At 33.9% G+C, this 24,818-nt stretch carries 24 protein-coding genes; 3 read left to right on the top strand and 21 right to left on the bottom strand.

What is annotated here, in order from left to right:
• The coding region (locus tag ACTTG8_RS06545) for a sensor histidine kinase (RefSeq protein WP_442561323.1) at window positions 1–353 on the top strand (353 nt) is incomplete at its 5' end.
• Window positions 354–366: 13 nt separating this feature from the next.
• On the opposite strand, the gene ACTTG8_RS06550 is transcribed toward ACTTG8_RS06545, so the two are convergent.
• From ACTTG8_RS06550 to ACTTG8_RS06580, 7 genes are all read right to left on the bottom strand, one after another.
• A complete protein-coding gene (locus tag ACTTG8_RS06550) occupies window positions 367–2,829 on the bottom strand; it encodes a DsrE/DsrF/DrsH-like family protein (protein WP_442561324.1) in 2,463 nt (820 codons plus the stop codon).
• The gene (locus tag ACTTG8_RS06555) at window positions 2,822–3,139 is read right to left on the bottom strand and encodes an ArsR/SmtB family transcription factor (protein WP_442561325.1); all 318 of its coding nucleotides are present in this window, start codon (window positions 3,137–3,139) and stop codon (window positions 2,822–2,824) included. Before ACTTG8_RS06555 ends, ACTTG8_RS06550 begins: the two co-directional genes overlap by 8 nt.
• Before the next feature lie 219 nt (window positions 3,140–3,358).
• On the bottom strand, window positions 3,359–4,879 hold the full coding sequence (locus ACTTG8_RS06560; RefSeq protein ID WP_442561326.1) for an SMI1/KNR4 family protein: 1,521 nt from the start codon (window positions 4,877–4,879) through the stop codon (window positions 3,359–3,361).
• A gap of 181 nt (window positions 4,880–5,060) precedes the next feature.
• Window positions 5,061–6,083: a hypothetical protein gene (locus ACTTG8_RS06565; RefSeq protein WP_442561327.1), complete on the bottom strand. Its 1,023-nt coding sequence runs from the start codon at window positions 6,081–6,083 to the stop codon at window positions 5,061–5,063.
• Window positions 6,070–7,302: an MBL fold metallo-hydrolase gene (locus tag ACTTG8_RS06570; RefSeq protein WP_442561328.1), complete on the bottom strand. Its 1,233-nt coding sequence runs from the start codon at window positions 7,300–7,302 to the stop codon at window positions 6,070–6,072. Before ACTTG8_RS06570 ends, ACTTG8_RS06565 begins: the two co-directional genes overlap by 14 nt.
• Before the next feature lie 58 nt (window positions 7,303–7,360).
• Window positions 7,361–7,903 carry a hypothetical protein gene (locus ACTTG8_RS06575; RefSeq protein ID WP_442561329.1) on the bottom strand — a complete coding sequence of 181 codons (543 nt, stop codon included), beginning with the start codon at window positions 7,901–7,903 and terminating at the stop codon, window positions 7,361–7,363.
• Window positions 7,896–8,417, bottom strand: a complete 522-nt coding sequence (locus ACTTG8_RS06580; RefSeq protein WP_442561330.1) for a hypothetical protein — start codon at window positions 8,415–8,417, stop codon at window positions 7,896–7,898. The genes ACTTG8_RS06575 and ACTTG8_RS06580 overlap by 8 nt, the downstream gene beginning before the upstream one ends.
• A gap of 91 nt (window positions 8,418–8,508) precedes the next feature.
• Here ACTTG8_RS06580 and ACTTG8_RS06585 point away from each other — a divergent pair, with 91 nt between their 5' ends.
• A complete protein-coding gene (locus ACTTG8_RS06585) occupies window positions 8,509–9,381 on the top strand; it encodes a hypothetical protein (protein ID WP_442561331.1) in 873 nt (290 codons plus the stop codon).
• A 171-nt stretch (window positions 9,382–9,552) separates the two neighbouring features.
• Here ACTTG8_RS06585 and ACTTG8_RS06590 read toward each other — a convergent pair whose 3' ends face one another.
• The 9 genes from ACTTG8_RS06590 to ACTTG8_RS06630 all read right to left on the bottom strand — a co-directional run bounded on the left by ACTTG8_RS06590 (window position 9,553) and on the right by ACTTG8_RS06630 (window position 20,287).
• Window positions 9,553–9,786, bottom strand: a complete 234-nt coding sequence (locus ACTTG8_RS06590) for a thioredoxin family protein (RefSeq protein ID WP_442561332.1) — start codon at window positions 9,784–9,786, stop codon at window positions 9,553–9,555.
• A 7-nt stretch (window positions 9,787–9,793) separates the two neighbouring features.
• Window positions 9,794–10,723, bottom strand: a complete 930-nt coding sequence (locus ACTTG8_RS06595) for a CobW family GTP-binding protein (protein ID WP_442561333.1) — start codon at window positions 10,721–10,723, stop codon at window positions 9,794–9,796.
• A 9-nt stretch (window positions 10,724–10,732) separates the two neighbouring features.
• Window positions 10,733–11,692, bottom strand: a complete 960-nt coding sequence (locus ACTTG8_RS06600; protein WP_442561334.1) for a permease — start codon at window positions 11,690–11,692, stop codon at window positions 10,733–10,735.
• Between the two features lie 11 nt (window positions 11,693–11,703).
• Window positions 11,704–13,944 carry a sensor domain-containing diguanylate cyclase gene (locus ACTTG8_RS06605; protein ID WP_442561335.1) on the bottom strand — a complete coding sequence of 747 codons (2,241 nt, stop codon included), beginning with the start codon at window positions 13,942–13,944 and terminating at the stop codon, window positions 11,704–11,706.
• Window positions 13,945–14,136: 192 nt separating this feature from the next.
• Window positions 14,137–15,531, bottom strand: a complete 1,395-nt coding sequence (locus tag ACTTG8_RS06610; protein ID WP_442561336.1) for an ABC transporter ATP-binding protein — start codon at window positions 15,529–15,531, stop codon at window positions 14,137–14,139.
• On the bottom strand, window positions 15,519–16,214 hold the full coding sequence (locus tag ACTTG8_RS06615; protein ID WP_442561345.1) for an energy-coupling factor transporter transmembrane component T: 696 nt from the start codon (window positions 16,212–16,214) through the stop codon (window positions 15,519–15,521). Before ACTTG8_RS06615 ends, ACTTG8_RS06610 begins: the two co-directional genes overlap by 13 nt.
• Entirely contained in the window at window positions 16,214–16,795 is a 582-nt protein-coding gene (locus tag ACTTG8_RS06620) for an MptD family putative ECF transporter S component (protein ID WP_442561337.1), read from the bottom strand. The genes ACTTG8_RS06615 and ACTTG8_RS06620 overlap by 1 nt, the downstream gene beginning before the upstream one ends.
• 31 nt (window positions 16,796–16,826) lie before the next feature.
• Complete coding sequence (locus tag ACTTG8_RS06625; RefSeq protein WP_442561338.1) at window positions 16,827–18,548, bottom strand: ABC transporter ATP-binding protein; 1,722 nt, start codon at window positions 18,546–18,548, stop codon at window positions 16,827–16,829.
• Complete coding sequence (locus ACTTG8_RS06630; protein ID WP_442561339.1) at window positions 18,545–20,287, bottom strand: ABC transporter ATP-binding protein; 1,743 nt, start codon at window positions 20,285–20,287, stop codon at window positions 18,545–18,547. The genes ACTTG8_RS06625 and ACTTG8_RS06630 overlap by 4 nt, the downstream gene beginning before the upstream one ends.
• Window positions 20,288–20,446: 159 nt before the next feature.
• Here ACTTG8_RS06630 and ACTTG8_RS06635 point away from each other — a divergent pair, with 159 nt between their 5' ends.
• Complete coding sequence (locus tag ACTTG8_RS06635; RefSeq protein ID WP_442561340.1) at window positions 20,447–21,400, top strand: helix-turn-helix domain-containing protein; 954 nt, start codon at window positions 20,447–20,449, stop codon at window positions 21,398–21,400.
• On the opposite strand, the gene ACTTG8_RS06640 is transcribed toward ACTTG8_RS06635, so the two are convergent.
• The 5 genes from ACTTG8_RS06640 to ACTTG8_RS06660 all read right to left on the bottom strand — a co-directional run.
• Window positions 21,384–21,689 carry a BrnA antitoxin family protein gene (locus ACTTG8_RS06640; RefSeq protein ID WP_442561341.1) on the bottom strand — a complete coding sequence of 102 codons (306 nt, stop codon included), beginning with the start codon at window positions 21,687–21,689 and terminating at the stop codon, window positions 21,384–21,386. The two genes, ACTTG8_RS06635 and ACTTG8_RS06640, sit on opposite strands and share 17 nt — an antisense overlap.
• A 151-nt stretch (window positions 21,690–21,840) precedes the next feature.
• On the bottom strand, window positions 21,841–22,506 hold the full coding sequence (locus ACTTG8_RS06645; protein ID WP_442561342.1) for a hypothetical protein: 666 nt from the start codon (window positions 22,504–22,506) through the stop codon (window positions 21,841–21,843).
• A 55-nt stretch (window positions 22,507–22,561) separates the two neighbouring features.
• A complete protein-coding gene (locus ACTTG8_RS06650; RefSeq protein ID WP_442561346.1) occupies window positions 22,562–23,395 on the bottom strand; it encodes a metal ABC transporter permease in 834 nt (277 codons plus the stop codon).
• Window positions 23,396–23,416: 21 nt separating this feature from the next.
• Complete coding sequence (locus ACTTG8_RS06655; protein WP_442561343.1) at window positions 23,417–24,112, bottom strand: metal ABC transporter ATP-binding protein; 696 nt, start codon at window positions 24,110–24,112, stop codon at window positions 23,417–23,419.
• A gap of 16 nt (window positions 24,113–24,128) precedes the next feature.
• On the bottom strand, window positions 24,129–24,818 hold a 690-nt coding region (locus ACTTG8_RS06660; protein WP_442561344.1), incomplete at its 5' end, for a metal ABC transporter substrate-binding protein.

Below are 24,818 nucleotides of genomic sequence, written 5' to 3' on the forward strand. Positions count from 1 at the left end.
CCGGCAAACTTGAAAATGCCACTGTTCCTAAGCTCATAATTCAGCCAATAGTTGAGAATGCTATCTATCATGGACTCCGTCCAAAGGGTGGTGGTAAGATACACATTTCTTTTGAGAAAGTCGAGAAGGACATTATTATAATTGTGTCTGACAACGGTAAAGGATTTGATACTGAAAAATTAAAAAACGAAAAAAACTCCCAGCCTAATACCAAAGTCAGACTGGGAGGAATTGGACTTAAAAATGTAGACCATAGAATAGAACTGCTTTGTGGTAAAGGTTATGGTATAAATATAACCTCTGTCCCTGATAAGGGAACAGAGGTCAGAATAAAGGTCAGGGAGAGGGAATAATTCCTCTCCCTATTTAAATAAACAAATTCATATCTGATCTGTCATTATCGTTAAGCATGGTAGCTACTCCTCCTACCTCTACTCCATCAATCAGTTCTTCTTCTTTGATTCCCATAACATCCATCGACATCTGGCAAGCTATCATCTTCACTCCTGCTGCCTTAGCCTGATTTATAAGTTCTTCAAGAGAATATACATTCTGCTTCTTCATTACCATGCGAATCATCTTAGATCCCATACCCATCATATTCATTTTTGAAAGCTTAAGTTTCTTACTTCCACGAGGCATCATCAAGCCAAACATTTTTGAAATAAAGTCTTTCTTTACAGATACTTTTTCATTTTTTCTAAGTACATTCAGCCCCCAGAAAGTAAAGAACATATTTACCTTATTTCCCATAGCTGCTGCCCCATTTGCAATTATAAATGAAGCAATGGCTTTGTCTAAATCTCCGTCAAAAACTATCATGGTTTTTTCTTTTTTTCTGCTTTGGTCAGAGCAGGCACAGGACTCTGTCGTCACGACTCCACCACTCTTTCTTATAGTTGCAAAAAATTTTCCGCCTTCACTTTTCTTTTCTACCAGCTCATTCCCTGTATTATCTGTCCAACAGCTTATATCGGAATAAAATCCCGGATCGGTAGCTGTAACTTTTAATGTATCTCCAATATTTAATTTTTCAAGTCTTTTGGATACTTCAACTATTGGTCCCGGACAGCAAAGACCGGATACATCAAGTTCTTCCATTTCATTACTTGATGCTCCTGCAAAACCGCTGTCAGCCACATTTCTCATAATAGGGGTTATTTCACCTTCAAACTTTTGTCCTGACTGGTAGCTGCGATAGCCTCCCATAAGATTTCTTACTTTAAAACCTTCCTGCTTTAAGATTCTCGCAGCAATATAGCCTCTAAGTCCTACTGCACAACTTGTTATATATTCCTTGTTTCTTTCAAGTTCATTTAATCTGCTTCTGAGATTACCAAGAGGAATATGTATTGAATTTGGAATATATCCCATCTTCCTTTCAATATCCTCTCTTACATCTACAATTACAGTATTGTTATCAAAATCCCTTATTTCTTCTATTCTTGCAACTTCCACCAAGCTATCTAACTGGTTTGTAGCTGTGTACCCTGCCATATTTACAGGATCTTTTGCTGAAGAATATGGCGGTGCATAAGCAAGCTCAAGTTCAGTAAGATCATATACAGTCGCACCAAACCTAATTGAAGTAGCAAGTACATCTATACGCTTATCCACTCCATCATAACCTACTATCTGTGCTCCAAGCACCTTGCCTTTTAAGTCAAAAATTAGCTTGATTGACATAGTCGCTGCATCAGGATAATAACCTGCATGTGAATTAGGATGTACTACTGTAATTCTGTAATCCTTTTTATATTCTTTTCCTTCTCTGTTTAATGTCTTTTCATTAGCTCCTGTACTTGCTACAGTAAGGTCAAACACCTTAGCTATACTTGTACCTTGGGTACCCTTGTAAGTAGTCTTTATCTCACCTGCTATCGTATCTGCCACTATTCTTCCCTGTTTATTAGCAGGTCCTGCTAGCGGAACCATAGTTTTTGTTCCCATTACAAAGTCATCTGTTTCAACTATATCTCCTACCGCATATATATTAGGCTCAGAAGTCCTCATATATTCATCAACTATAACTCCACCTCTGGCATTTAACTTAAGTCCTGCTTCCTTTGCAAGTTCGCTGTTTGCCCTGATGCCGATAGAAAGTATTACTATATCTGCATTTACTTCACATCCATCCTCAAGTACAAGCTTTGAGCCTGACGGACTATGGGTAATCTTACTCACACCATTTTCAAGAACAAGTGAAATGCCCTTTTCAGCCATATGGCGATGAACTATATTTGCCATATCCTTATCAAGCGGTGCCATTACCTGATCAGCTTTTTCAACCACTGTCACAGCTAAGCCCTTATGTACAAGGTTTTCAGCCATTTCAAGTCCTATAAAACCACCGCCTATTACAGCTGCTGTTTTAGGAGATTTTTCTTTTACATAATTATAAATTTTATCCGTATCAGGAATATTCCAAAGGGTAAATACATTTTCTCCGTCAAAGCCCTCTACATTAGGCTTAATCGGTCTTGAGCCTGTAGATATTATAAGTTCATCGTAAGAAAGCTCATATTCTCTATTTTCTTTTAAATCCCTTACTCTTACAGTTTTATTGTCTTTATCTATAGAAACCGCTTCATTTAATACTCTTACATCAATGTTATATTTAGCACTGATGGCTTCAGGTGTGGATACAAAAAGTGCATCTCGTGATTTGATAACTCCACCTATATAGTAAGGGAGTCCACAGTTTGCAAAAGAGACATATTCTCCCTTTTCAAGCATAATTATTTCACTCGTTTCATCAAGTCTTCTAAGTCTAGCCACTGCTGTAGCACCGCCTGCCACACCACCTATTACTACAATCTTCTTACTCATCTTTTCCCTCCGTAAAAAATGTTTTTACAAGCTTTATAATATTTTCATCAACTAAGCTGTAATAACTTTCTGTTCCCTGCTTTCTTGCAGTAACTATCCCTAAGTCTTTTAGCTTTGACAAATGTTGTGATATACCTGACTGGGATACATCCATGCAGCCCGTAAAATAACTTACATTACATTCACCATTAATGTATAGCTTCTTCACTATACAGAGTCTTGCAGGATGTGAAACTGCTTTTAACCTTTCCGCAAGGTTTACAATATAAAGTTCATCATCATTTAAGTTGTTCATTTTAATATTTTCCATAATGTCACCTTATTTAACTTTCTGGGTTTATTATCATTATACCCAATTTGAGTTATGTTACTATATTCAAATATTATAATATAATAATTATATAATACTGTCAATAACGATTTTACTAATCGTTTAACCTAAGAAATTTCCCATTGAATTAATAAAATTTCCCCTATGCCAAAGTTTTCGACATAGAGGAAAATATTTATAAATCTAATTATTCATTTTTTACACAATCTTATTATAATACCCATCAAAGACAAACTTTTCAGGATGAGCTTTTATATATTTAACTTCATATTTATTGTCATATTCATATACCTCATACACCACTTTATCTGCCTTATCCAAAAACTCTTCAAAGTTTTCTTCAAGCTTATCCATTGCGTTCCAGCGTTCTTCTCTTACAAAAGGAATCTTTCCGCCGAATAATTCTATAACCTTCTGAAAATTATCAGCAAGTTCATTCATTTCAAATAATCTAAGTCCATTTAGGGCATCCTCCCAGACTATTCCCGTAGAATTATCTAAGAACTGGAAATGCCCTCCGTTATTTACTTCCATAAAATACCATGATATTGCATTTAAATATCGTTGTTCTAAGGTAAGACTTTCTGCCGATTTTAGATAATCTTCGTATGTGCCGTAAATATCTATTGTCCAGTATACCGGATCTAAAACATCCCAGATATCTTCTATATTTTTAACATCTTCTATAGTAATCTTCTTATATGTTTTTTTATTCCCTGAAGCACTAAGTTCTACATCTGTAAGCTTGGCTATATATTCCGAATAGTGTTTGTAAACAAGGTGAAATTTCTCTTTGTTAGCTTCAAGTATACTTTTAAATCCATGAAAATCCACAATTTTAATACACCAACCAATAACCTTATCATCCTTAGCAAGTTCAATAGCTTTTTCAAGCATCACAAGTGAGTTTAAACTTTCCTTTTCTGTATCATAATTACGGTTTGTGGATAACTCGGCATAAGAATATCCATAGCGGTAATACCAGGCGCTATCTCTTTCTTCCACAGGAATCATATCCATTACCTTCATAGCTTCTTCTATCTGTTCATTATTGTTGTAGGCTCTGGCAAGCATTCCCTTTAGCCTGGTATTTAAATTTTCCACTCCGGTAAAAGTAAGAAATTCAATAACGCTCTCCGGATCATTTTCATCATTTAAATTGGTAATAACTTTTTCCTTAATCTCATCACTATATTCTACAAATTCTTCCTTTGTAATACTTTGTTGAACAACGGTCAGCCCTCTTATAAATTCTTCAAAATTATCCGCAAGAGGATAAATCTTGTAATCATCCTCCTGATCAATTAGTACCACTTTAGGCTCTCCAGCTTTGCCACACTCCCTGTAATCAAGGAAGACCATATTATGACCGGCAGAGATAGTATCCGCTACCGCAACTCCTATACCTGTATATCCCCACTCATTTAACCAAAGCTCATTACCGATTTCACCGCAAAGTGAATTCATTTTTTCTTTATCTGTACCATAGATTCCTGTAATATATACCGAGGTTTCGTCATTTCTAAATAATGTGGCAAACGGAGTTCCTCCATTATGTCTTTTGACAAGTTCTATATATGACTGCGGCAGTTTATAGCCAAGTTCATCTTCAATTTCCTCTATTTCTTCATCTGTAGGCTCTTTTCCAACATATTCTTCCAATGAATAATCATCGTCATCCCAGAAATTACTCCAGTCAAAGTTTTCAAATGGTTTCATAGGTTGTTTTCCTTTCAGTTGGTGATTTGTTTTTTGATGGTATTTATATCTATTTTTATCTCTTTATTTCAATTTGTCAACCGAAATTGAAATAAGAGCCATTTTATCCTTTCCTTATTTCAATTTCATAACAATTGCAATTTAAAAACTCCAACCAAGTTTCCTCAGCCGGAGTTCATATTTACTCAATATCATTTATTTTCACTTCATAGTTATATCCTAGCTTTGCATATTTTATATTCACTCCATCCCTAATATCATTTAATACTTTAAGGACTTCATCATTTTCAATTATTGGATGAAATTTATCAGCAAGCATAATTCCACAAACTTCCTTAAAATCGTCTTTATGTTCTAATATATTATTGTAACCTCTGTCTCCTGATGGTCCATTTAATACAAAGCTATCCCAATCCCTAACCAAAAAATCATACATATAGTTAGAATAAAAGAAAATCTCTGTAATAATACCCATCTTTTTATTCTTATTTGCTTTCAATTCGACCACATAAAGTTTGTCTTCATTCCAAGTCCACAAGTCTATTGCTGAGCCTCTACCAGTAAAAATCTTATTTTTATCATTAGTCTCATACTTCTTCTTATCAGTAAAATTATCTTCTACAAGAAACAACCCAACTTTTAGTTGACGATTAACTTCGTTTTCTCCTATGAATGAGCCAACTACATCTTTTAGTTCATTATTTTCAGCTAACGCTATTTCCATATAATTTTCTGATCCAGTTTTCCCCTTATTCCCAGCTTCATTCTTTGGTATATTATTGGTAAATCTATTGTTTTCCAAATATTCCTTAAATTTTTTTACCTGTGTCTCGACTTTTTCTGATAACCTAAACCATTCACCATATTGCTCAGAAAAACGCAAGGCTCTATAAAGAAATCTACTCCAATGTCCATTACAAACATAGGGAATATCATCAATTTTTTCATCCACATCAAGAATTATAGTCCCTTGCTTATCTAAAGCAATATGCATTGCAATCGCCCAACCCTCAAAAGCCTGAGCATCATTCTGCATATTTTCTTTTACCACCTTCTGAACTTCTAGCTTCATTCTGCACTGTGTAGAATTTTCCTCAAATTCAAATTTAATATTTCCTGGCAAATCTAACTTATTATTTCCTCCAAATGTTTCTTTAAGCTTTTCTATTGCTTCCTTATTCTCACATTTTTTATTCTTCCCCATAGTATATCCTTCCTTTCAATTCTTCTTTTATATTTAGTTTTTCAAATCCTTTTGCATTTTCTGTATGCATAGGATATATCCTTTCTTTTGGATCTACTTCATTTATAACCTCAGCCATAAGTTCAGGTGTCGCATGTCCACTTGTATGCATATACTTAACATTTTCACAGGAATCTAAAAACTCCTTCCATTCAGGCTTATATGCCTTATGTTCCGGATTAATATAGCCTTCCCACATAGAGTAAATAACAAGAGGCTTCAACTCCTTAAAGCGTTCCACCCACTTTTTATAGGCCTCCTCTGCCTTTATTACAGTAATAAACCCTTCCGTTCTCATTATTTCTTCTTGTGTAACTACTTTTTTAGTCCTCTTCAAATATATTTTCCTATCAGGCTCATACTTGTATACATATTTAAAGCTGTATAGGTCACTATTTCCTACATCTTCTCTATAATTCTTAATCTGTTCATAAATATAACCATTTACAAACATTTTCATAGAATTATTTTCCCCTGCATTGTAAAAGGTTGCAAGGCTGTCTACATTAGTAGAAGAACAGATAAGAAATATGTATTTATTCTCCTTGAACAGTTCTTCACAGTCTCTTTTCATATCAGCTTCTGAGTATATTTTTTCAGTCAGCCTGCTTAGCATAGTTCCTTCTGTTATAAGTATATCTACGTCCCTTTTCCCATACTTGCGAACATATTTCCATATCATATCTATAAGCTTTTTTCCTTTATAGCCATGCCCTCTAAAATCTCCTGTATGTAGAATAGTTTTCTCAGGTGTTTCTATCAGATACATATATGAGTCAAAGGCTGAATGGTCTACTTTGTAAGGTGTAATACATATATCACCTATTTTAAAAAGCTTATTCATACTGACTCCCTGCACCCTTTCATTATTGTTTAATATTTTAAGTGCTTCTTCATCCTCTATACATTGCGAAATAGTTGTCAATACCTTTTTAGTGAGTTTTCCCATATACAGTGGTATACTCTCAGGTATTTCCTTAAACCTGCCGATATGGTCGCCATGATAATGCGTAAAGAGGACTGCATCTATCCTCTCTGCTTCCCAGTCAATTTCCTTCTCTTTGCTTTCTGCTCCGGGAAGATTTGAGCCAAAATCAATCATGATTTTTGTATTTTCAGATGAAATTATCGTTATACAGCCACCAATCTGATTGCTGTTATAGATTTTTATATCAGTCATTCTTCACTTCCTTTACATACAGATTAGAGGCGATATTTCGCCCCTAGCCACCTTTTCTTTAGTATATCACTTGTATTCCCTCTCTACATTGTATTATCGGTACACTTCCAATCTCTGAACAGTCCGGATATGTCTTATTTATGGCATAGACAATAGGACATCTACTTTTTATCTCACTTTTCTCATAATCCCAGTCATCCTTGTAAGTTGTCACTGCAAACAAATAATCCATTTGCATAAAAACTGAATCTATATGATAAATATGATACACTAATATATTCTTTTCTTTTTCCATTTTAGCTACAAGCGGCTCCAGTTCTTCATCAATTTCATCGGTATACCCCTCTCTTTCTGATTTATAAATTATACCTTCTTCTCCAAATTTTTTGATTAAGTCTTCACCAAGTTTAAGTAAGCTCATTCTCTCCAAAGCTTCTTGCTTCATTGCCTTCTTCAAGCTAGCACTCAATTGTTTTTTCATAGAGGCCCTTACCTTTCTTAAATGATTATTCTTTATTTTTAACAATTTCAATATTCTACCATCAGTTTTATTATTTCTTGGACAACCATCTGGCATATAGTTAAACAAACCTTTAATCAAAATTCTCTCTTATTTGATACAAATACCCTGTAACACTATGGCTCTGCATATATTTATCCCAATTGATATCATAACCTATATTTTTCATAGTCTTATAATCTCTCATCCTTGTTCTTTCAGAAACATCCGGAAACAGTTCTTCATATCTTTTTCTACAATTGTAGTTAAAGTCTGAATTATCTGCTGCTTCTGATAATTCTTCCATAAACCTTGTAAGGCGAACAAGTTTTTTCAGATTCTTATATCTTAGTGTTCCTTCCGGTTCATTAATATTATTTGTGGCATCTTTTCTTAAGTAAGCCTTCTCTTTTCTCGAGTAGATTAAACTAACAAGCCCTGCATCAGTAAGATCCCTTATATCACGAAATACTGTCTTTTTATTTACAGACAACCTTTTCACTATGTCTTCTATCTCAATAATCCGGCTTGTAAAAATAATTTCATACAATAAAAGCTGTCTTTCTGTCTTAGTATGCTTTTTATCCACCATCTGTATACCTCTTTTATCTGCCATATTATTGTACTTAACATAAGTAAAACTGTGCTAAAATGCTCTATATACTTTAATTTTAACACAAAATCAATAAAAGGAAAAGAGCAATTTTATGATAGAATCTGTTTCTTTAAACAGCTTAATTAGAAGTAATGGAGAATTAGATGTCTATGGTTTTATGCGTTCTAAAGAGATTCAGGATTATATGAGACAAAATGTAACTTTTAGCTTAAAAGAAAAAATTTTTATAATTTTAAATAGCCTTAATCCTTACGGCTTAAAACTTGAAGCTCTTAAGATATTATCCCAAGATAAAGAGCTTTCTAAAGATGAAAAAACACACATTTTATACACAATCAGATATCTGGAGAGAATTCTACAGGAAATCTATAATCCTGAAAGTCCTATAATATTTGCAATGAATGAATGTTATACTGTCGAAAATAAAGAGTTGAATGAATATGAAGCTTCAATTAAAAATAACATCCATACCTGGTACTACATGTCATATCAGGAATTTCTTAATATACATAAGGATTATATGCCTGAAGATAATGAACACCTGCCCAGGTATGAAATTGATTTGGTTTATCCTGGAAAAAACTGGCTTGAAAATAATCCTATCGGCTTTTCCGCAACCTGGATTGATGGTAAGATAGAGATATACTCAATCTGTGCGGATGATAAATGGGGTGAAAATCAAAGTTTTAAGTCTTCAATTACAGAATATTTTTGGTGCGGAAAAATCGGTCGTTATGGGCTTCCATTTCCTACAGGAAGTAAAATTAAATTGCAAACACCTTTTATGAAAGCTCCTCTCATAGGTACATTGGATTCAAGCGGTGGTGAATATAACTGTTGGTATCATTTCTTTTATCCGGAAGATACCAGAGGCTGTCGCTGTGAATTTATGGATATTTCCTATCAGGAAATTAACCTTTGCGACACTTTTACTGTATTTGACTGGGTTAGCAGTGCAGAATAAGAGGTCTGTTATCTATGCGTTAATATTTTTGGTATAAGCAATGAATTTATAATCGTATCTATTTGTTCTAACCCGGAACTTTCAACTTATCTGTCGGAATTGGACTGTATTTTTATATTCCAATCCGACAGATTTGATGTTTTCAACCCGATGGATTCGGCATTTTCAATCCTATGGATTCAGTAATTTAATAATTTCCTTTACCTTCGGCACTCTTACGCTAATAACAAACTTTCCATCCACCATAACCGAAGGAGTAGTCATAACTCCCAGTCTGACTATGTCCATTAAATCTTCCACCTTGTCTATACTTGTTTCTAATCCCATCTCTTTTACAGCTAAGTAGGTATTCTCATATAACTTGTCACATTTTTCACAACCCTCACCTATTACTTTAATTTCCATAATTACCTCAATTCCTTAACTTCATCGGCTTATCAACTATTTCCTTCCAAGCTTTGTCAATCGTGCGGATTATCTGTGGACCTGTTTTAGATAAAAATACGAGTTCTGAGATTTCACGCTCCGAAGTTAATTTATAGTCAATCAGCTCCTCCACAACATCTACCTGCTGCCATCCATCATCTAACTTAAAAAATCCTTTTATCCTGTAACAATCCAGAAGTACCTTTTTAAGAAACTTTGTCAGAATTTCTTTTGACAGTATTTCTCCTGTTTCTAACGATATAGTCTTTGGCTTATTATCTAGTGTATTTAAACTATCTTCACATTCAGCCCATTTTAATGAGGTCAAATCTTCACTTAAAAACGATAAATCTATCTTCCCATAAGAAGCTGTGCTTATCATGCATATAGGATTAACCCCTCGTACAATATTTTTCACTTCTTCAAGTTTGGATAAGTCCAGTAAGTCCACCTTGTTTATTATAGCCAGATTACAATGGGCAAGCTGCCTATCCACTGTTTCGACATCTTTAACCTGATTTGGGAAATTCACTCCGTCAACAAGGCAGATAACCCCTTTAAAAATATAGTTATCTCCTGCCATTATCTCCACTGCATTAAGAATTTCCTCAATATTTGAAGGATCTGCAAGTCCTGAACTTTCCACAAAAACATAATCCAAGTCTTTCTTACTCATTTCTACCAGTGCTTGTACAAATGAAAGTTTCAAGCAGGAGCAGAAGATAGATCCTCTGCTTATCTCAGTCATTTCTATACCGTTACGCCTTACAATTTCTCCATCCACATTTATTTTACCAAATTCATTCTGAATAATTCCAATTTTTTTATCCTTAATATTATCTAAAATGTTTAATAAAAATGAGGTCTTCCCTGCCCCTAAAAATCCTGTGAGCACATATAGCTCTTTCTTTTTCATTATTTTCTCCTAAAAATATACACTGATAAAATTAAAGATATATCCTGATATAATTATTCCTGCAACACAAGTACCTATGAACACCCATAGCAATCTAGGCTTAAGCACTTTTCTTAACATTATCAATGATGGAAGAGATAAAGTTGTAACTGCCATCATAAATGATAAAACCGTACCAAGTTCCGCTCCCTTAGCATATAGAGCCTCTGCAACAGGTATCGTTCCAAATATATCCGCATACATTGGAGTTCCAACCAGTACGGCTAAAATTACCGAGAATATATTCTTACTTCCAAGAACAGTTTCAATAAAATACTCAGGTATCCAATTATGAATAACAGCACCTATTCCAACCCCTGCTATAATATAAGGAAATACTTTTTTAAGAGTAGATGTAACCTGCTCTGATACATACTTAAGTCTGTCGGATTTAGTAAGCTTTAGGCTTTGAACATTTACACTTCCTGCCTTTTTGATATATTCTTCAATATAGTCTTCCACCTTCATTTTATCCATAACCATACCGCCTACAACGGCGATAATTAACCCTAATAAAACATAAATAACGGCAATCTTTACCCCAAATATACTCATTAACAAAATAAGTGAGCCAAGATCAACCATCGGAGAGGATATAAGAAATGAAAATGTTACTCCTATCGGTAAGCCTGCACTTGCAAAACCGATAAATAAAGGTATGGATGAGCAAGAACAAAACGGGGTAACCATTCCGAGCAGGGCTGCTGTTATATTCGCACCTATTCCACTAAACTTCCCCAGTATCTTCTTGCTACGCTCTGGTGGAAAATAGCTCTGAATATATGAAATCACATAAATCAGTACACAAAGCAATATTATAATTTTAATCGTATCATATAGAAAGAACTGAATGCTCCCTCCCATTCTGCTCTCTATATCAATCCCCACTTTTGACAAAATCCTACCAATTAATTCATTCAACCACTTCATTCTCAAATCTTCTATTCCAATCCTTCCGGTGGCTCTTCTCCAGCATGAACTGCTTTTAATATCACTCTGTTCTTTCCATCTCGCTTTGCTTGGTAAAGGGAAACATCTGCCCATCTCATAATAAAAGACTTCTTCAGTTTCTCCAACCCATCTGAATACGATATCCCTATACTAATTGACAACTTCTTTAACGGCACTTTTTCATTTTCAATCCCCTGTGCAAACACATCTTCTTTAATTTTATTTCCTAAGCGAGTACTCTCTTCCTCATCCAATCCCAAACAAGCTGCAACAAACTCTTCTCCACCAAATCTAGCAGAAATACCTCCTGCCTCACTAAAATGTTTCTGAATAATGGTAGCAACAGTTTTTAGTGCATTATCTCCCTTTAAATGCCCATATGTGTCATTATATAATTTAAAATAATCTATATCAAACATGAATAAACTTAAGGAGAGGCCTTGTTCTCTTGACTTTTGTAAATATCCTAAAATCTTTTTTTCAAAATCTCTTCGATTTGATATCTGAGTCAATCCATCCAAATAAGATAGTTCTTCCAGTTTTTGATTTACTTCCTTTAATTCATTCTGTGTCTTTTTATGGTGATTTATCTCATACTCAAGAGCTTGTGACTTAAAAGCATTATTTAGTGCAATCGTCAAATATGGCATCAGCTGCTCTAAAAATTCTATATCTTCCTCTTTATATATGTTTGGATCCTCATGCTGAATACTACATACTCCAAGAACCTCATCCTCAAAGCTAAGAGGTAGGAATAATGCCGACCTGTAAAATGTATCTGATGTTTCATCTCTTTTCTTTTCAAATCTTTCATTCTCATTAAAATCATCGGTCTTAGTAAACGTATTAGTCTTAAAAGTTTCTACAAAAAAAGAATATTCATCCTCAAAATCCAAAATCATCCTATCTTTTACTTCCCCATCTTCATAGTATGCAATAGACTCAAGCCTATTCAAATCACTATTTTTTACCATAATAATAAAATTATTGAGTGGAATATTCTTCATCAGCTTACTATAAACTGTCTTTATAATGTCTTGTACATCCAATGAATATGTTAATTTCTTTCCAAGTTCATTCACAACTTTAAGCCTATGTAATGCAGATTCTGCAATATTTTTATTCTTATTTGCCTCATCCACTATCAGTTTAAGCTCATTGTTTTTCTGCTCAATACGAGAAACATCTTCTTCAATATAGCACTTTTTCTCTATAATTTTAAAAGAGTTAACCTTATCTGATTTCAATTCCAGCATCTCTTTTTCAATATAATTAAAAGATTTTTTCAAACTGTCAAAAGCCCCATCCTTATCTCCCTTTTTTTCAAAGTATTTATAAAGATAGTTATTCAACAAATAATTAATATAAGGATCTTCGGAGTCTCCCCAAGTCTGAAGTAACAACAATTCTTTTTCATAAAAATCATAATCTATATTGCGTTTGTACAACATCTCGCAGTAACCTTTTAAAACAACATACTTATTACCTGAATCCCCCATTAAATCCAATAATTCATAAAAGTTTTTTTGAGCCTCTTCATAATTATTTTGAGCAAAAAGATATACTAGCATTGCCACTTTATAGTTTAAAAATGCTTGCTGATTTGAATTACTTTCAAAATGTGCATGCATTACTTTAACATATTGTTCGATTTTCTCATATTGCTTGGTCTCATACAGCAATTGAACCATATTTGCACTGAAAAGAACTTTCTTCATCTCATAACGAGGTTCTTGTTCCTTTGTTTCTTCCAATGTCGACAAAGCCTTATGTAAGTAATCAAGGGCTGTATTTGCATCTTCATGTACCATATAGAGTTCAGATATATAAAAATACACAATTGATGTAAGATTATTTAAATTATAAATCCTGCTGTATTTCAGCACATTCATAAAACATTCCAATGCTTTCTCAACAATATTCAAAAACTTATAGGCTATCCCCAATATATGATAGTTCAAAGTTAATATTTTAGGTAAATTCAATGCATGTGCCCTTTCAATCAGCTCTTCTCCTTTTTCAAGTGCCTCACCTGATTTTGGCTGACATACAAATATAAACTGTCTTGAGGTTTGAACATGAATCCTAAATATAAAATCTTCTCTAAAACGTCTTGATTTTTCCAGTTCAGAAACTAGTCCTTCAAACTCAATAGGATTTGAAAGTACATTTTCAACAAATTCATCATATAATTGTTCACTTGAAAGTTGTAAAACAACCTCTTTATCCATGTATTCCCTCCTGGCATAAAGAAAACTATCTTAACATATATTTTTATATTATAACATCATTATTTACTTTTTGCCAATATAATATATGCCTGTTTCTAAATAAAAGTTGCAATAAATTGCAACTTTTATCAAAATATCAATCTAAAACTATAGTATCAATAATTGAGAATATGTACTCTAACGGATAACAGCCTATGTAGTTTCTCTCACCAAAAATCTCTTCATATCCACAACATAATCTGCTGTTCGATTTAAAAATTCCATATCATGTGAAATCACAAGCAAAATATTACCCTCATTCACCGTACTTTTAAGAAGTTTGGAAATCTCCACCATATTAGCATAGTCCATTCCACTAGTTGGCTCATCAAAACATATAATTGTCTTTTCGGCTAAAATCACTGAAGCAATGGCAACTCTTTGCTTTTCTCCACCCGAAAGGCTCATTGGATGTTTTTTCTTATAAGAAAGAATCCCTAAGCTTTTAAGCACCTCATCTATCCTCTCCAGACTCTGATTTTTCATTTCAAGAGCTACCTCATTTTCTACACTTTCCGTAAAAAGCTGATGATTCACATCCTGCATTACAAGAGCAGATTTTTTCAATCTTTCCCTCTTCTTTATCCTCTTTCCCTCAAAAAAAATATCTTCTTTATTTTTCAAAACTCCAATCAAATTTTTAATAAATGTTGTTTTTCCAATTCCATTCTCTCCAACTATTCCGTAAATGTTCCCTTTTTTAAGAAAAATATTCTGTACGTCAATTCCTTTTAATGATTTAGGATAACGGTAAGAAAGATATTTTATTTCCATTTCTCCTATATTCTCTATGAAAGGTACGGACAATTCTTCCTTTTTTCTACTCCTTATTCCCCTTTTAAAAAGTTCTTCTAAAGAAAGCTTTTTAAATTTCTCTATATCATAACTCTCTGCAATCTCTCCATCTTTAATATAATAAACCTTATCAACAATATCCATCAAATAATAAATCCGATGCTCTGCTATGACTAAAGTAATTCCCTTTTCTTTCACCCTTTTTAACATATTCTGAATAATTTTAGTATGTTTTTCATCAAGATTTGATGAAGGTTCATCAAGAACAATTAGCTTTGTACCTGAAATATAAGAAGCTGCTATCGAAAGAATCTGTTTCTCCCCTCCTGAAAGTTCAAAAATACTTCTATTCAAAAGCCTTTTAATATCAAAAAGCTTTAGCATATCTTCTATCCTAACTTCCATTTCTTTTCTTGTAAGTCCAATATTTTCAAGAAAAAACAGAAGTTCCTGTGTAGTATCTACATTAAAAAAATGGGTTTTCGGATTTTGAAAAACGGAAGAAACCAGCATAGAAATTTCGTAAAGTTCCATATCCCTCGTATCCTTCCCACACAGGGAAATCTCACCTTCATACTTACAATTATCATATCTTGTGGCAATTCCGTTAATAGAACTGATAATTGATGATTTTCCTGAACCACTCACTCCGGTAAGAAGAACTGCCTCCCCCTCTTTAATTTCTAAGTTTATATTTTTCAGTACATTTTCTCCATTGGGATAAGTAAGTGAAAAATTTGTTAAATGAACCATATCCATCCTCCTATCACAAGTGAAAATACTACTATCACAAAAATAATATCAATAATACCGAAATAAGTTCTCTTATATCTTTCTTTTTTTAGTTTACTTTCAATGCATCTTGTTTCTGCTGCCTTAGCAATATCTTCTGCAATATTTGAAGAAATGATAAGTGAAGGAACTGCTACATATTCAAGGTATTTTATAGGATTTTTTAAAGTAATTCCTCTAATTTTCATTGCAAGGCGTATACTTGCCCTTTCTTCAGAAAAAGCCGGAAAAAAACGAAACATAACAGCAATCGGAATACTAATTACATTTGGAATTTTTAGTTTGTCCATAGATGTCATAATACTCCCTACATCAGAAGTTGTAATAAAAAACTTCGCTATCATAAATGCCGGATAAAACATCTTCATTACAAAAAAGATACTAAGTAAAATTTTTATAAACATCGGTAATTTCTCAAGAAATTCAAAACCCGGAAAAATAAATAAAAATCCGTACCAGACAATATTTTTAATTGCATATTTCATTTCATCATTTAAGAAATACATCAGACTGATAAACAGCACTAAACCCCAAAAGGCATAAAGCCCAATGGGGTGAAGCACCGTAAAGCTTACCAATACACTTGAAAATAGTTTAGTTATTGGATTAGGATTAAACTTGCTCTCCTTTAATACTATTCTCATCACACAATACCTGCTTTTTCAAAATGTTTCTTTAACATAACTTTTCCAATGAAACCACCTATAATTCCACCAGCAAAAGCCCCTAAATACACAAGTGCCATATTTGTATAAGTCACAAGGCTTGTAAACTCCCTCACATAATCCTCACCCATCATAGATACATGATGCATATACTGCTCTTTTGCAAAAATCATCTGCATAGGGGAATTGCAAATCCACATATTAAATACGGCAAATGCTAAAATATTTGCCTTAAGCGACTTATAACCTCCCATTCTTCTTATCATTTCTGCTACGAGCATTACAACAAGGGAAAGAGCCGGTAAAACATAGCTATGTCCCATCACAAACATAAGCAGTGGAGAGAGCATACCCAAGATAAAAAGCCCCCAAGGCTTATTTACTTTCTCCATAAAAAGAAGTACTATAACACCTGATACAATTCCCAGTACAGTTGGATATACAAGAAATAAAATCGGCACCATACCCATCATTCCCACACCAAACATTACTCCAAAATAAATAACAAAAAATACACCTATTGTCACCAAATCTTTTACTTTTAATTTTGTTTCATTCATCTCTTTTACCCCTTTATTTACTATCATTCTTTTAATATACAAAATCTTCTGCCATCTTAATTTTATCAGTAAGATTTTTATAAACAGTTGATTTTTCAAGCATCTCCGCATGAGTGCCTGCTGCCTCTACTCTGCCATCATTTAGCACTACAATCTTGTCTACATTTTCAATAGACTTCAATCTATGAGAAATAATAATAACTGTCTTATCTTTTATAAGTTTATTTAAACTCTCCTGAATTTTCTTTTCATTATCCACATCAAGACTGGCTGAAATTTCATCTAAAATAAGAATAGGTGCATCCTTTAAGAATGCTCTGGCGATAGAAAGCCTCTGCCTCTCTCCACCCGAAAGTTCCGCTCCATTTTCGCCAATTAAAGTCTGATAACCATTTTCCATCTTTTCAATAAATTCCTTACAATTTGCAAGCTCGGCTGCCCTCATCACTTCCTCATCAGTTGCATCCTTTCTTCCAATACGGATATTTTCCATAACGGAAGTATTAAAAAGTGTGACATCCTGAAATACAACAGAAATCTTTTCAAATAAAGACTTAGTAGAAATCGTCTTCAAATCTTTGCCATCCATCAAGATTTCGCCCTTATCATAGTCATAGAGTCTTGAAATAAGTCTTAAAATACTTGTTTTTCCACTACCTGAGCCACCTACAAGGGCTGTTACCTTTCCCTGTTCTGCCTTAAAACTTACTCCTTTTAATACAGGAGTATTTTCATCATAAGAAAAGTATACATCCTTGCACTCAATTCCAAAAGAAGACAGTTTCACATCTTCTCCCTCTTGAGTCTTGGCTTCTCTCATTTCTTTAATCCTCTCAATCTTAGGGTCTAGATAAAAAACCTCCATGGTAGCCTCTTTGTTACCATCTACCACATCCTTAATCTTCATTGCGGCAAGGAGATAACCTATAAGATAGAGGACTGAAATCTCTCCCTTAAGCAAGAGATTTACTCCCACAAAAGATGTAACCGCAATGCCAAGTCCTCCAAAAATTGCTGAAAGCCCAACTGCCATAACGAGTTTTAATTCAGAGAGAATATGAATCACCTCATCTTCTTCCATCCTCTTATACAGTTTCTTCTTAGTTTCGTCAGAAAGACCAAAACTCTTGATTTCTTGTTGCATCTCTATCGTTTCCTGAAACATTTCAGAATTTTCACGAAGTGAATGATAATGTCTGTTGTTTGCTTTAATCTGAATCTTTTTTGATAAATATACAAAAAGATAACTAAAAATAGTCGGAAGAATAACAGCAAGTCCCAGTTTCCAGTTTCCAATTATCATCAAAACCGAAATAATCGGAAAGAAAATAATCAAAGCCCCAAGTTTTGGAATTGAATGGCTGATAGCATGCTCAATTCCTGCAATATCTGACATTATTGTTTGTGAAAGGTCTGAGAGGTCATGCTTTGAAAAATAAGAAAGAGGAAGTTTTGCTAAAATATCTCCTGTTTCCATTCTAAGATTGGCACTCTCTTTATATGTTGAATTATACAGTCCATCATATTCAATCCATAATAAAATAAACATAACTATTAAGGTAACTGCTGCTACCAAAATATAAACCATCTTGTCCTTTACATTTCCTAACAATAATTCATCTGCTATCATCATAACAAGCATAGCAGGTAGCATATTTATAATATAGACAAACAGACTTGCAAATGTTGCCTTAGTCACATCTCTTGCACCATTTTCTGTGAGGGAAAATCTTTTTCTATAATATTCTTTCATGCCGTTACCCTCCATTCATTTGCACTATTAAACATTTCCTGAAGTTCTTTATATCTCGTATTTCCATTCATAAGTTCATCGTGCGTTCCTCTCTCTACAATTTTTCCACCCTCAAGAACTAAAATTTCATCTACCGCACGAATACTTGAAAGCCTATGTGCTATCATAATAACAGTCTTGCCCTTAATTAAGTTCTGAAAGGCTTTCTGCAAAGAATGTTCATTATCCGGATCAACTGCAGCACTTGCCTCATCCATAATGATTACTTTAGCATTTTTTAATATTGCTCTTGCAATCGCAATTCTCTGTTTTTCTCCACCTGAAAGATAAATTCCCTTCGAGCCTATCATAGTATTTTCTCTGTCAGGAAATTTTTCTATAATTTCGTCACAGCCGGCAAGAGTCATAGCTTTCATAACCTCTTCTCTAGTAGCTCCTTCTCTTCCAAGTGCCACATTTTCATAAATAGTTTTCTTAAAAAGCTTGCTGTCCTGAAATACAAAAGAAATATTTTGAATCAAAGTCTCTTCCGTATAAGATTCAATCGCCTTGCCTCCTATCTTAATAACACCACCATCTACCTTATAAAAGCCTGAAATCAACTTTGCCAAGGTACTTTTTCCACTACCTGAACTTCCTACCAAAGCATAAGTTTTATTTGCCCCTAAGTTAAAACTTAAGTTTTCTATTACCTTTGTTTCATTATAGCCAAAGCTTACATTTTCAAATGCAATCGAAGAATTTTCCATAACTGTTTCGGTTCCAAAATCCAGCTTATCTTTGCCCATCTCCTCATAAAGTTTTTCAAGATTATCCACTGCATAGCCTGCCTGATAAACATACATACTTACCCACATAATCTTCATAAACGCAACAAACAGAAGACCGCTTAAAAAAAGCAACATAATGAGTTCAATCGCAAAATATGTCTTATTCTCTACCCCTGTTATAAAAAATGCTAGAGGTATACTTAAAAAAGCCATCAACCCAAAGAAAAACCACTGATATAATACATAAGGAGTTTTACAACTTTTGGAATATTCATAGGCATATTTTGAATAATCCATAATGCACTTATGCAGACTCTTAAAGGAAGTCATGCTCGCACCAAAAATCTTAATCACAGGCATTCCACGAACATACTCAACAGTTTCTGCACTCAAATCATCAAGAGATTTCTGATAAATTTTCATAAATTCTTTCTCACCCATCATTGCATAAAGAAGATATGTGCTGATTGCTAAAAGAATAATAATCGCAATTCCCACTCTTATACTCACAACGAAGGCAAGTGCAATTAAAAGAAAAGGTTCCAAACTTGCCTTAGTATTATCCGGAATTAAATGCGCAACTATTGTATGAGTCTGAGCAGCATTGTCATCAATCGTTTTCCTTACTTTTCCTGACTGATTAAGGTCAAAAAATCTAAAACTCGCATTTGTAAGCCCATCAATTCCCCTTTTTCTAAGTTTGGTTTCAAGTCTGAAACCAAGAAGGTGTGAAAATGATAGTGCGAGAATATAGATTAAAAAGCCTATCGTAATAGATAAAACCGTCCTGACGGCATAGACCTTTGCCATTTTCAAATCCCCTGCATTTACCACTTCTACTAAAAACTTGTAAATATAATAATATCCTCCTACTGTAAAAAATGAAGCAATAATACTACTTATAATTGCTAATATTCCGAAATATTTCATTCTTGGTACATAGCGAAATAGCTTTTTATATATCTTCATCCCTACCTCCTTTAATATCTGTTTTAGACAAAATAATGATAATGATTATTTTTATCTGTTGCAGACTTATTGTATCAACATTTAATTTATGATACAATAGTTTTTAATTTATTTGGCGAAATCTATCACTTGTCTAATTGTGATATTTTAGGAGGTAAAATGGACAGCTTTGAGGAATTAGTCAGACAATTTGTTCCGGAAAAAAGTGTAGTAAATGAGAAATTCTGTTCAAATGGAAAATCTTTCTATGCGGACAATGAATTTTTCAAGGGTGATTACTGGTATTACGAATCTAATGATTTTATTATTGATATACATAATTTTTACATCAAAAAAGAATACATAGAGACAGAAATTCCTGATATGTCTGCCTATATGTATCTCATTTCCAACTATTTAATTTCAGGAAGTGGAGAATGGCTGAGACCTTATCAGACGATTGAACCAAAATCTATATTTATTATGTGTACAAAAAATCCTGCTCAGAGATATGTTCTCCATGCCAAAAGCCATTTTTTTGTTGTAGGAATGAAGTTTAAAAAAATAATGATAGAGAATTATCTTGTAAAGAAAAAAGGATTCAAGCTTGAAGATGCCGAAAAAATTTTTCTTGACACTAAACAGAATATTATAGAAAAAATCGGAAAAATAGCTGATGAAATCATTCATTGTAAGATGAATGGTATCTCTGCCGACCTCTTTTTTGATGCTAAAGCAAAAGAATGGCTCAGTATAATTTTAGATGCCTATGAAAGTCAGAAAAAAAATCCTCTTCCGAATCAGGATATTGCTTCTTTAAATAATATCGCATCCTATATAAATGACCACTATGCCTATGATATAAGCCAGTCATTACTTGAAAAAATTGCCATGATGAGTGGTACAAAATTAAAATACAGCTTTAAAAATCACTTTCACATGACAATTACAGAATATATACAAAGAAGGAGAACTAATATAGCTGAAAATCTACTTTTAACTACCGACTTAGAGATAAAAGACATTGCTAAATCAGTAGGTTATAAGTCTGCCAGTAGATTCAGTACCATTTTCAAGAGGTATAAGGGGGTACTTCCAAAGGAAGTGAGGACACTTACTAAAGATAATGTTTAACAATCTCCGGATCTTCTAATGCATTCTCTAAGATACGGCTAAGGATTGAAGTATAACCTTTACCTAAAGATTTTGCCTTACTAAGTGCCTGTCCGGATAAACGCAAGGTAACTGTCTGTTTTTGCCTGCCTATTTTCTTCTCATCAGAAATCCTCTTAAACTTTGATAATTCTTCCTCAGTAAAAGCAGGATATTCATCATCTTCATAAACAGTCAATTTCTTCGCATTTTCAAGCATTTTAATCTGTTCAGATGTAGGTTTACGGGTAACATCAATATTTTTAATCATTATAATAAGCCTCCTTTTCCATCATCCCATTCAAATTGCATACATCCTATCCTTCACTATTTATTATATGATAGTGTGTTACAAATTGCAACACACTGTTTTTTATCAAATAAGATACCTCGATATTGGTATCTTATTTCTCATATTTCATCTAATTTTCTTCATCCTTAAGCACTGTCATTTGAGAATCTTTTAAGTGACAGTAAAGCTTTCCATCCTCCATATAACTTTCAAATTCACCCACAACCTCAATATTAGTTTCATCTTTTGGAAAATCCTCAGGATACTTAAGATTCTTCTTTGTAGCAAACTCTATACCTTGGCTACAACACCCTGCGGCATCAGATATAAAACAATAATTATAGTAGGCATCTTTCGGCTCATAATAAGCTGAAAGATACTGTCCCCTCATTTTAAATTTTTTACCTTCAAAATCATCAGGTTCTGTCATCATCAGATAAACCGTAGCATATACCATATCTTTGCCCATAGTAGTTAGGTCATAATCTATTCCATTAACAGCTTTCTGGTTTTTTGCTTTTTCAAGCTGTTTTTCAAAATCAGATGCAGCACCTATTACAGAGCCGTTCTGAGTAACTATCTGATCCCCATTATCTGTGCTTATACCATTTCCAGCCACTTGTTCCTCTTGTTCAAGTTTTTTTACCTGTTCATCTATTTCCTTATTAACCTGTGCACTTATTGCTTTTTCTACTAAATTCTGCTTTTTTATCTTGGTTCCTGCCTGCTCCTTATTACAAGCAGTGAATATAAACATCATCCCAATGGCTACATATAAAAATACACATTTTTTCATATCACTACCCTCCTAGAGTAATTAAAACAAAAAAATGTGTTTAAATCGTGAGTTTCTAGCCCCTAATTTTTCCTATTATAGCACAGATTAAAAATGCTGTCATATCAGCTGCTACTATTGTAGAACCTACCGGTGTTGAAACTAGAATAGAAATCAGCATTCCTATTACAGCACAAATTACAGATAAGGATGCTGAAAATATAACAACTCCTTTAAAGTTTTTGATAATCCTCATAGCTGAAAGTGCCGGAAATATTATCAAAGCTGAAATCAAGAGCGAACCTACAAGATTCATTCCCAAAACTATAATTACAGCTATTATTATTGCAATCAAAAGATTATATCTGTCAGTTTTTACTCCTGTCGCCTTTGAAAAATTTTCATCAAATGTGACTGCAAAAAGCCTATTGTAGAACAAAACAAAAAACACAATTACAAGTACTGAAAAAACTATACAGACTATTACCTCTTCCTTGCTAAGTGTAAGTATGGAGGTAGAGCCAAACAGAGTTGTACACACATCACCTGATACATTCCCCTTTGTATTAAATATATTCATCAACATATAGCCTATTGCTAAAGCCCCTACCGAAAGCATAGCTATAACAGCATCTCCTTTGATAGAGCTGTTCTGCCCTGTCTTCAAAAGAAATACTGCAGTAATTATAGTAACTGGAAGTATGATTATCATTTTATCCGTAAGTCCAATCACACTTGCTACTGCCATTGCTCCGAAAGCTACATGAGAAAGTCCGTCACCTATGTAAGAAAATCTTTTAAGTACAAGAGTAACACCCAGCAAAGATGAGCATAGAGCTATAAGCACACCCACTATAAAGGCATAAATTACAAATGGAAACTGAAGATAATACTCCAATTTTGCTAATATTTCTACCAAAATTACTCCCTTCTACACTCCAAGGCTTTCCCTTGCATCACTCTTAAGATAATCCTTCTTGCTACCAAAGAAAAGCTGCCCACGACTTCCTATATGGAGTACATTCCCTGCCTCATTTTCTATGGCAGCTAAGTCATGTGAAACCATAATTATAGTTACTCCAGACTTATTTAATTCACTTATAAGCCCATAGAATTCTGCTGTCACCTTAGGATCAAGCCCACTTACAGGCTCATCTAAAAGAAGTAGCTTGTCCGTTGCACAAAGTGCTCTGGCAAGTAAAACTCTTTGCTGCTGTCCACCCGAAAGATTACGATAGCATTTCTTTTTAAGATCCATAATATGCAGTCTTTCAAGGTTTTCCTCAGCTCTTTTTTTATCTTCTTTTCTATAAAATACTCTGCTGCCAATCCTAGAGAGATTTCCTGATAAAACAATCTCCCACACAGATGCCGGAAAATCCTTTTGTGCCAAGCTCTGTTGTGGGAGATAACCTATTTCGTATGGTTTTAACCCATCACCATAAACAATCTCACCGGATACAGGCCTCATAAGTCTTAGCAGGGTTTTCATAAGGGTAGATTTTCCTGCTCCATTTTCTCCAATAACATAGAGATAATCACCCTTCTCCACCTTAAAATTGATGCCTGTGGCTACAAGCTGATCCTTGTAGCCCAGTTCAAGATTATTACAAGTGATAAATGCCATATTTATTTCTCCAAATTTATTTAAGTGCTGACTGAAGTGCCTTTAAATTATTCTCCATAACAGAAAAATAAGTCACTCCACTTGCAATGTCATCTGCAGTAATTGACTGCATAGAATTCATTTCAACTATATTTTGGTTCTTTGCAGAAGTTGTATCTACTATCTTCTTAGCTATCTTTTGATCAGAATTTTCAATTACCATAATGTTACTTAGCTTAAGTTCATCTATTTTCTTTGCAAGAAACGCAACAGTTTCAAAACTTGCCTCAGTTTCTGCACTACAACCTACAAATGCTGCATAATATTTAAGTCCATAATCATCTGCCAAATAACGGAATGGGAATCTATCACCAAAAAGTACTGTTTTTTTAGAAGCCTTCTTCACCGCCGCAATATATCTAGAATCAAGATCACCCAGTTTAGCTGTATAATTAGCAGCTGTCCCCGCATAATATTCCTGATTTGCCGCATCTATAAGCTGAAGCCTCGAAGCAATTTCATTTACAAGCATAGTAGCATTTCTAAGTGAAAGCCACACATGCTCATCATACTCTACTTCATCATGATGATGCTCGTGGTCTGCGTCTTCGTGCTCGTGATCATGGTCGGCATGCTCGTGGTCATGATCGTGATCTGCATCCTCTTTATGCTCATGGTCATGATCATGGTCGGCATCTTCTTTATGTTCGTGCTCATGATCATGGTC

Source organism: Catonella sp. (assembly GCF_052173895.1).
In the GTDB taxonomy this organism is placed as follows: domain Bacteria; phylum Bacillota; class Clostridia; order Lachnospirales; family Lachnospiraceae; genus Catonella.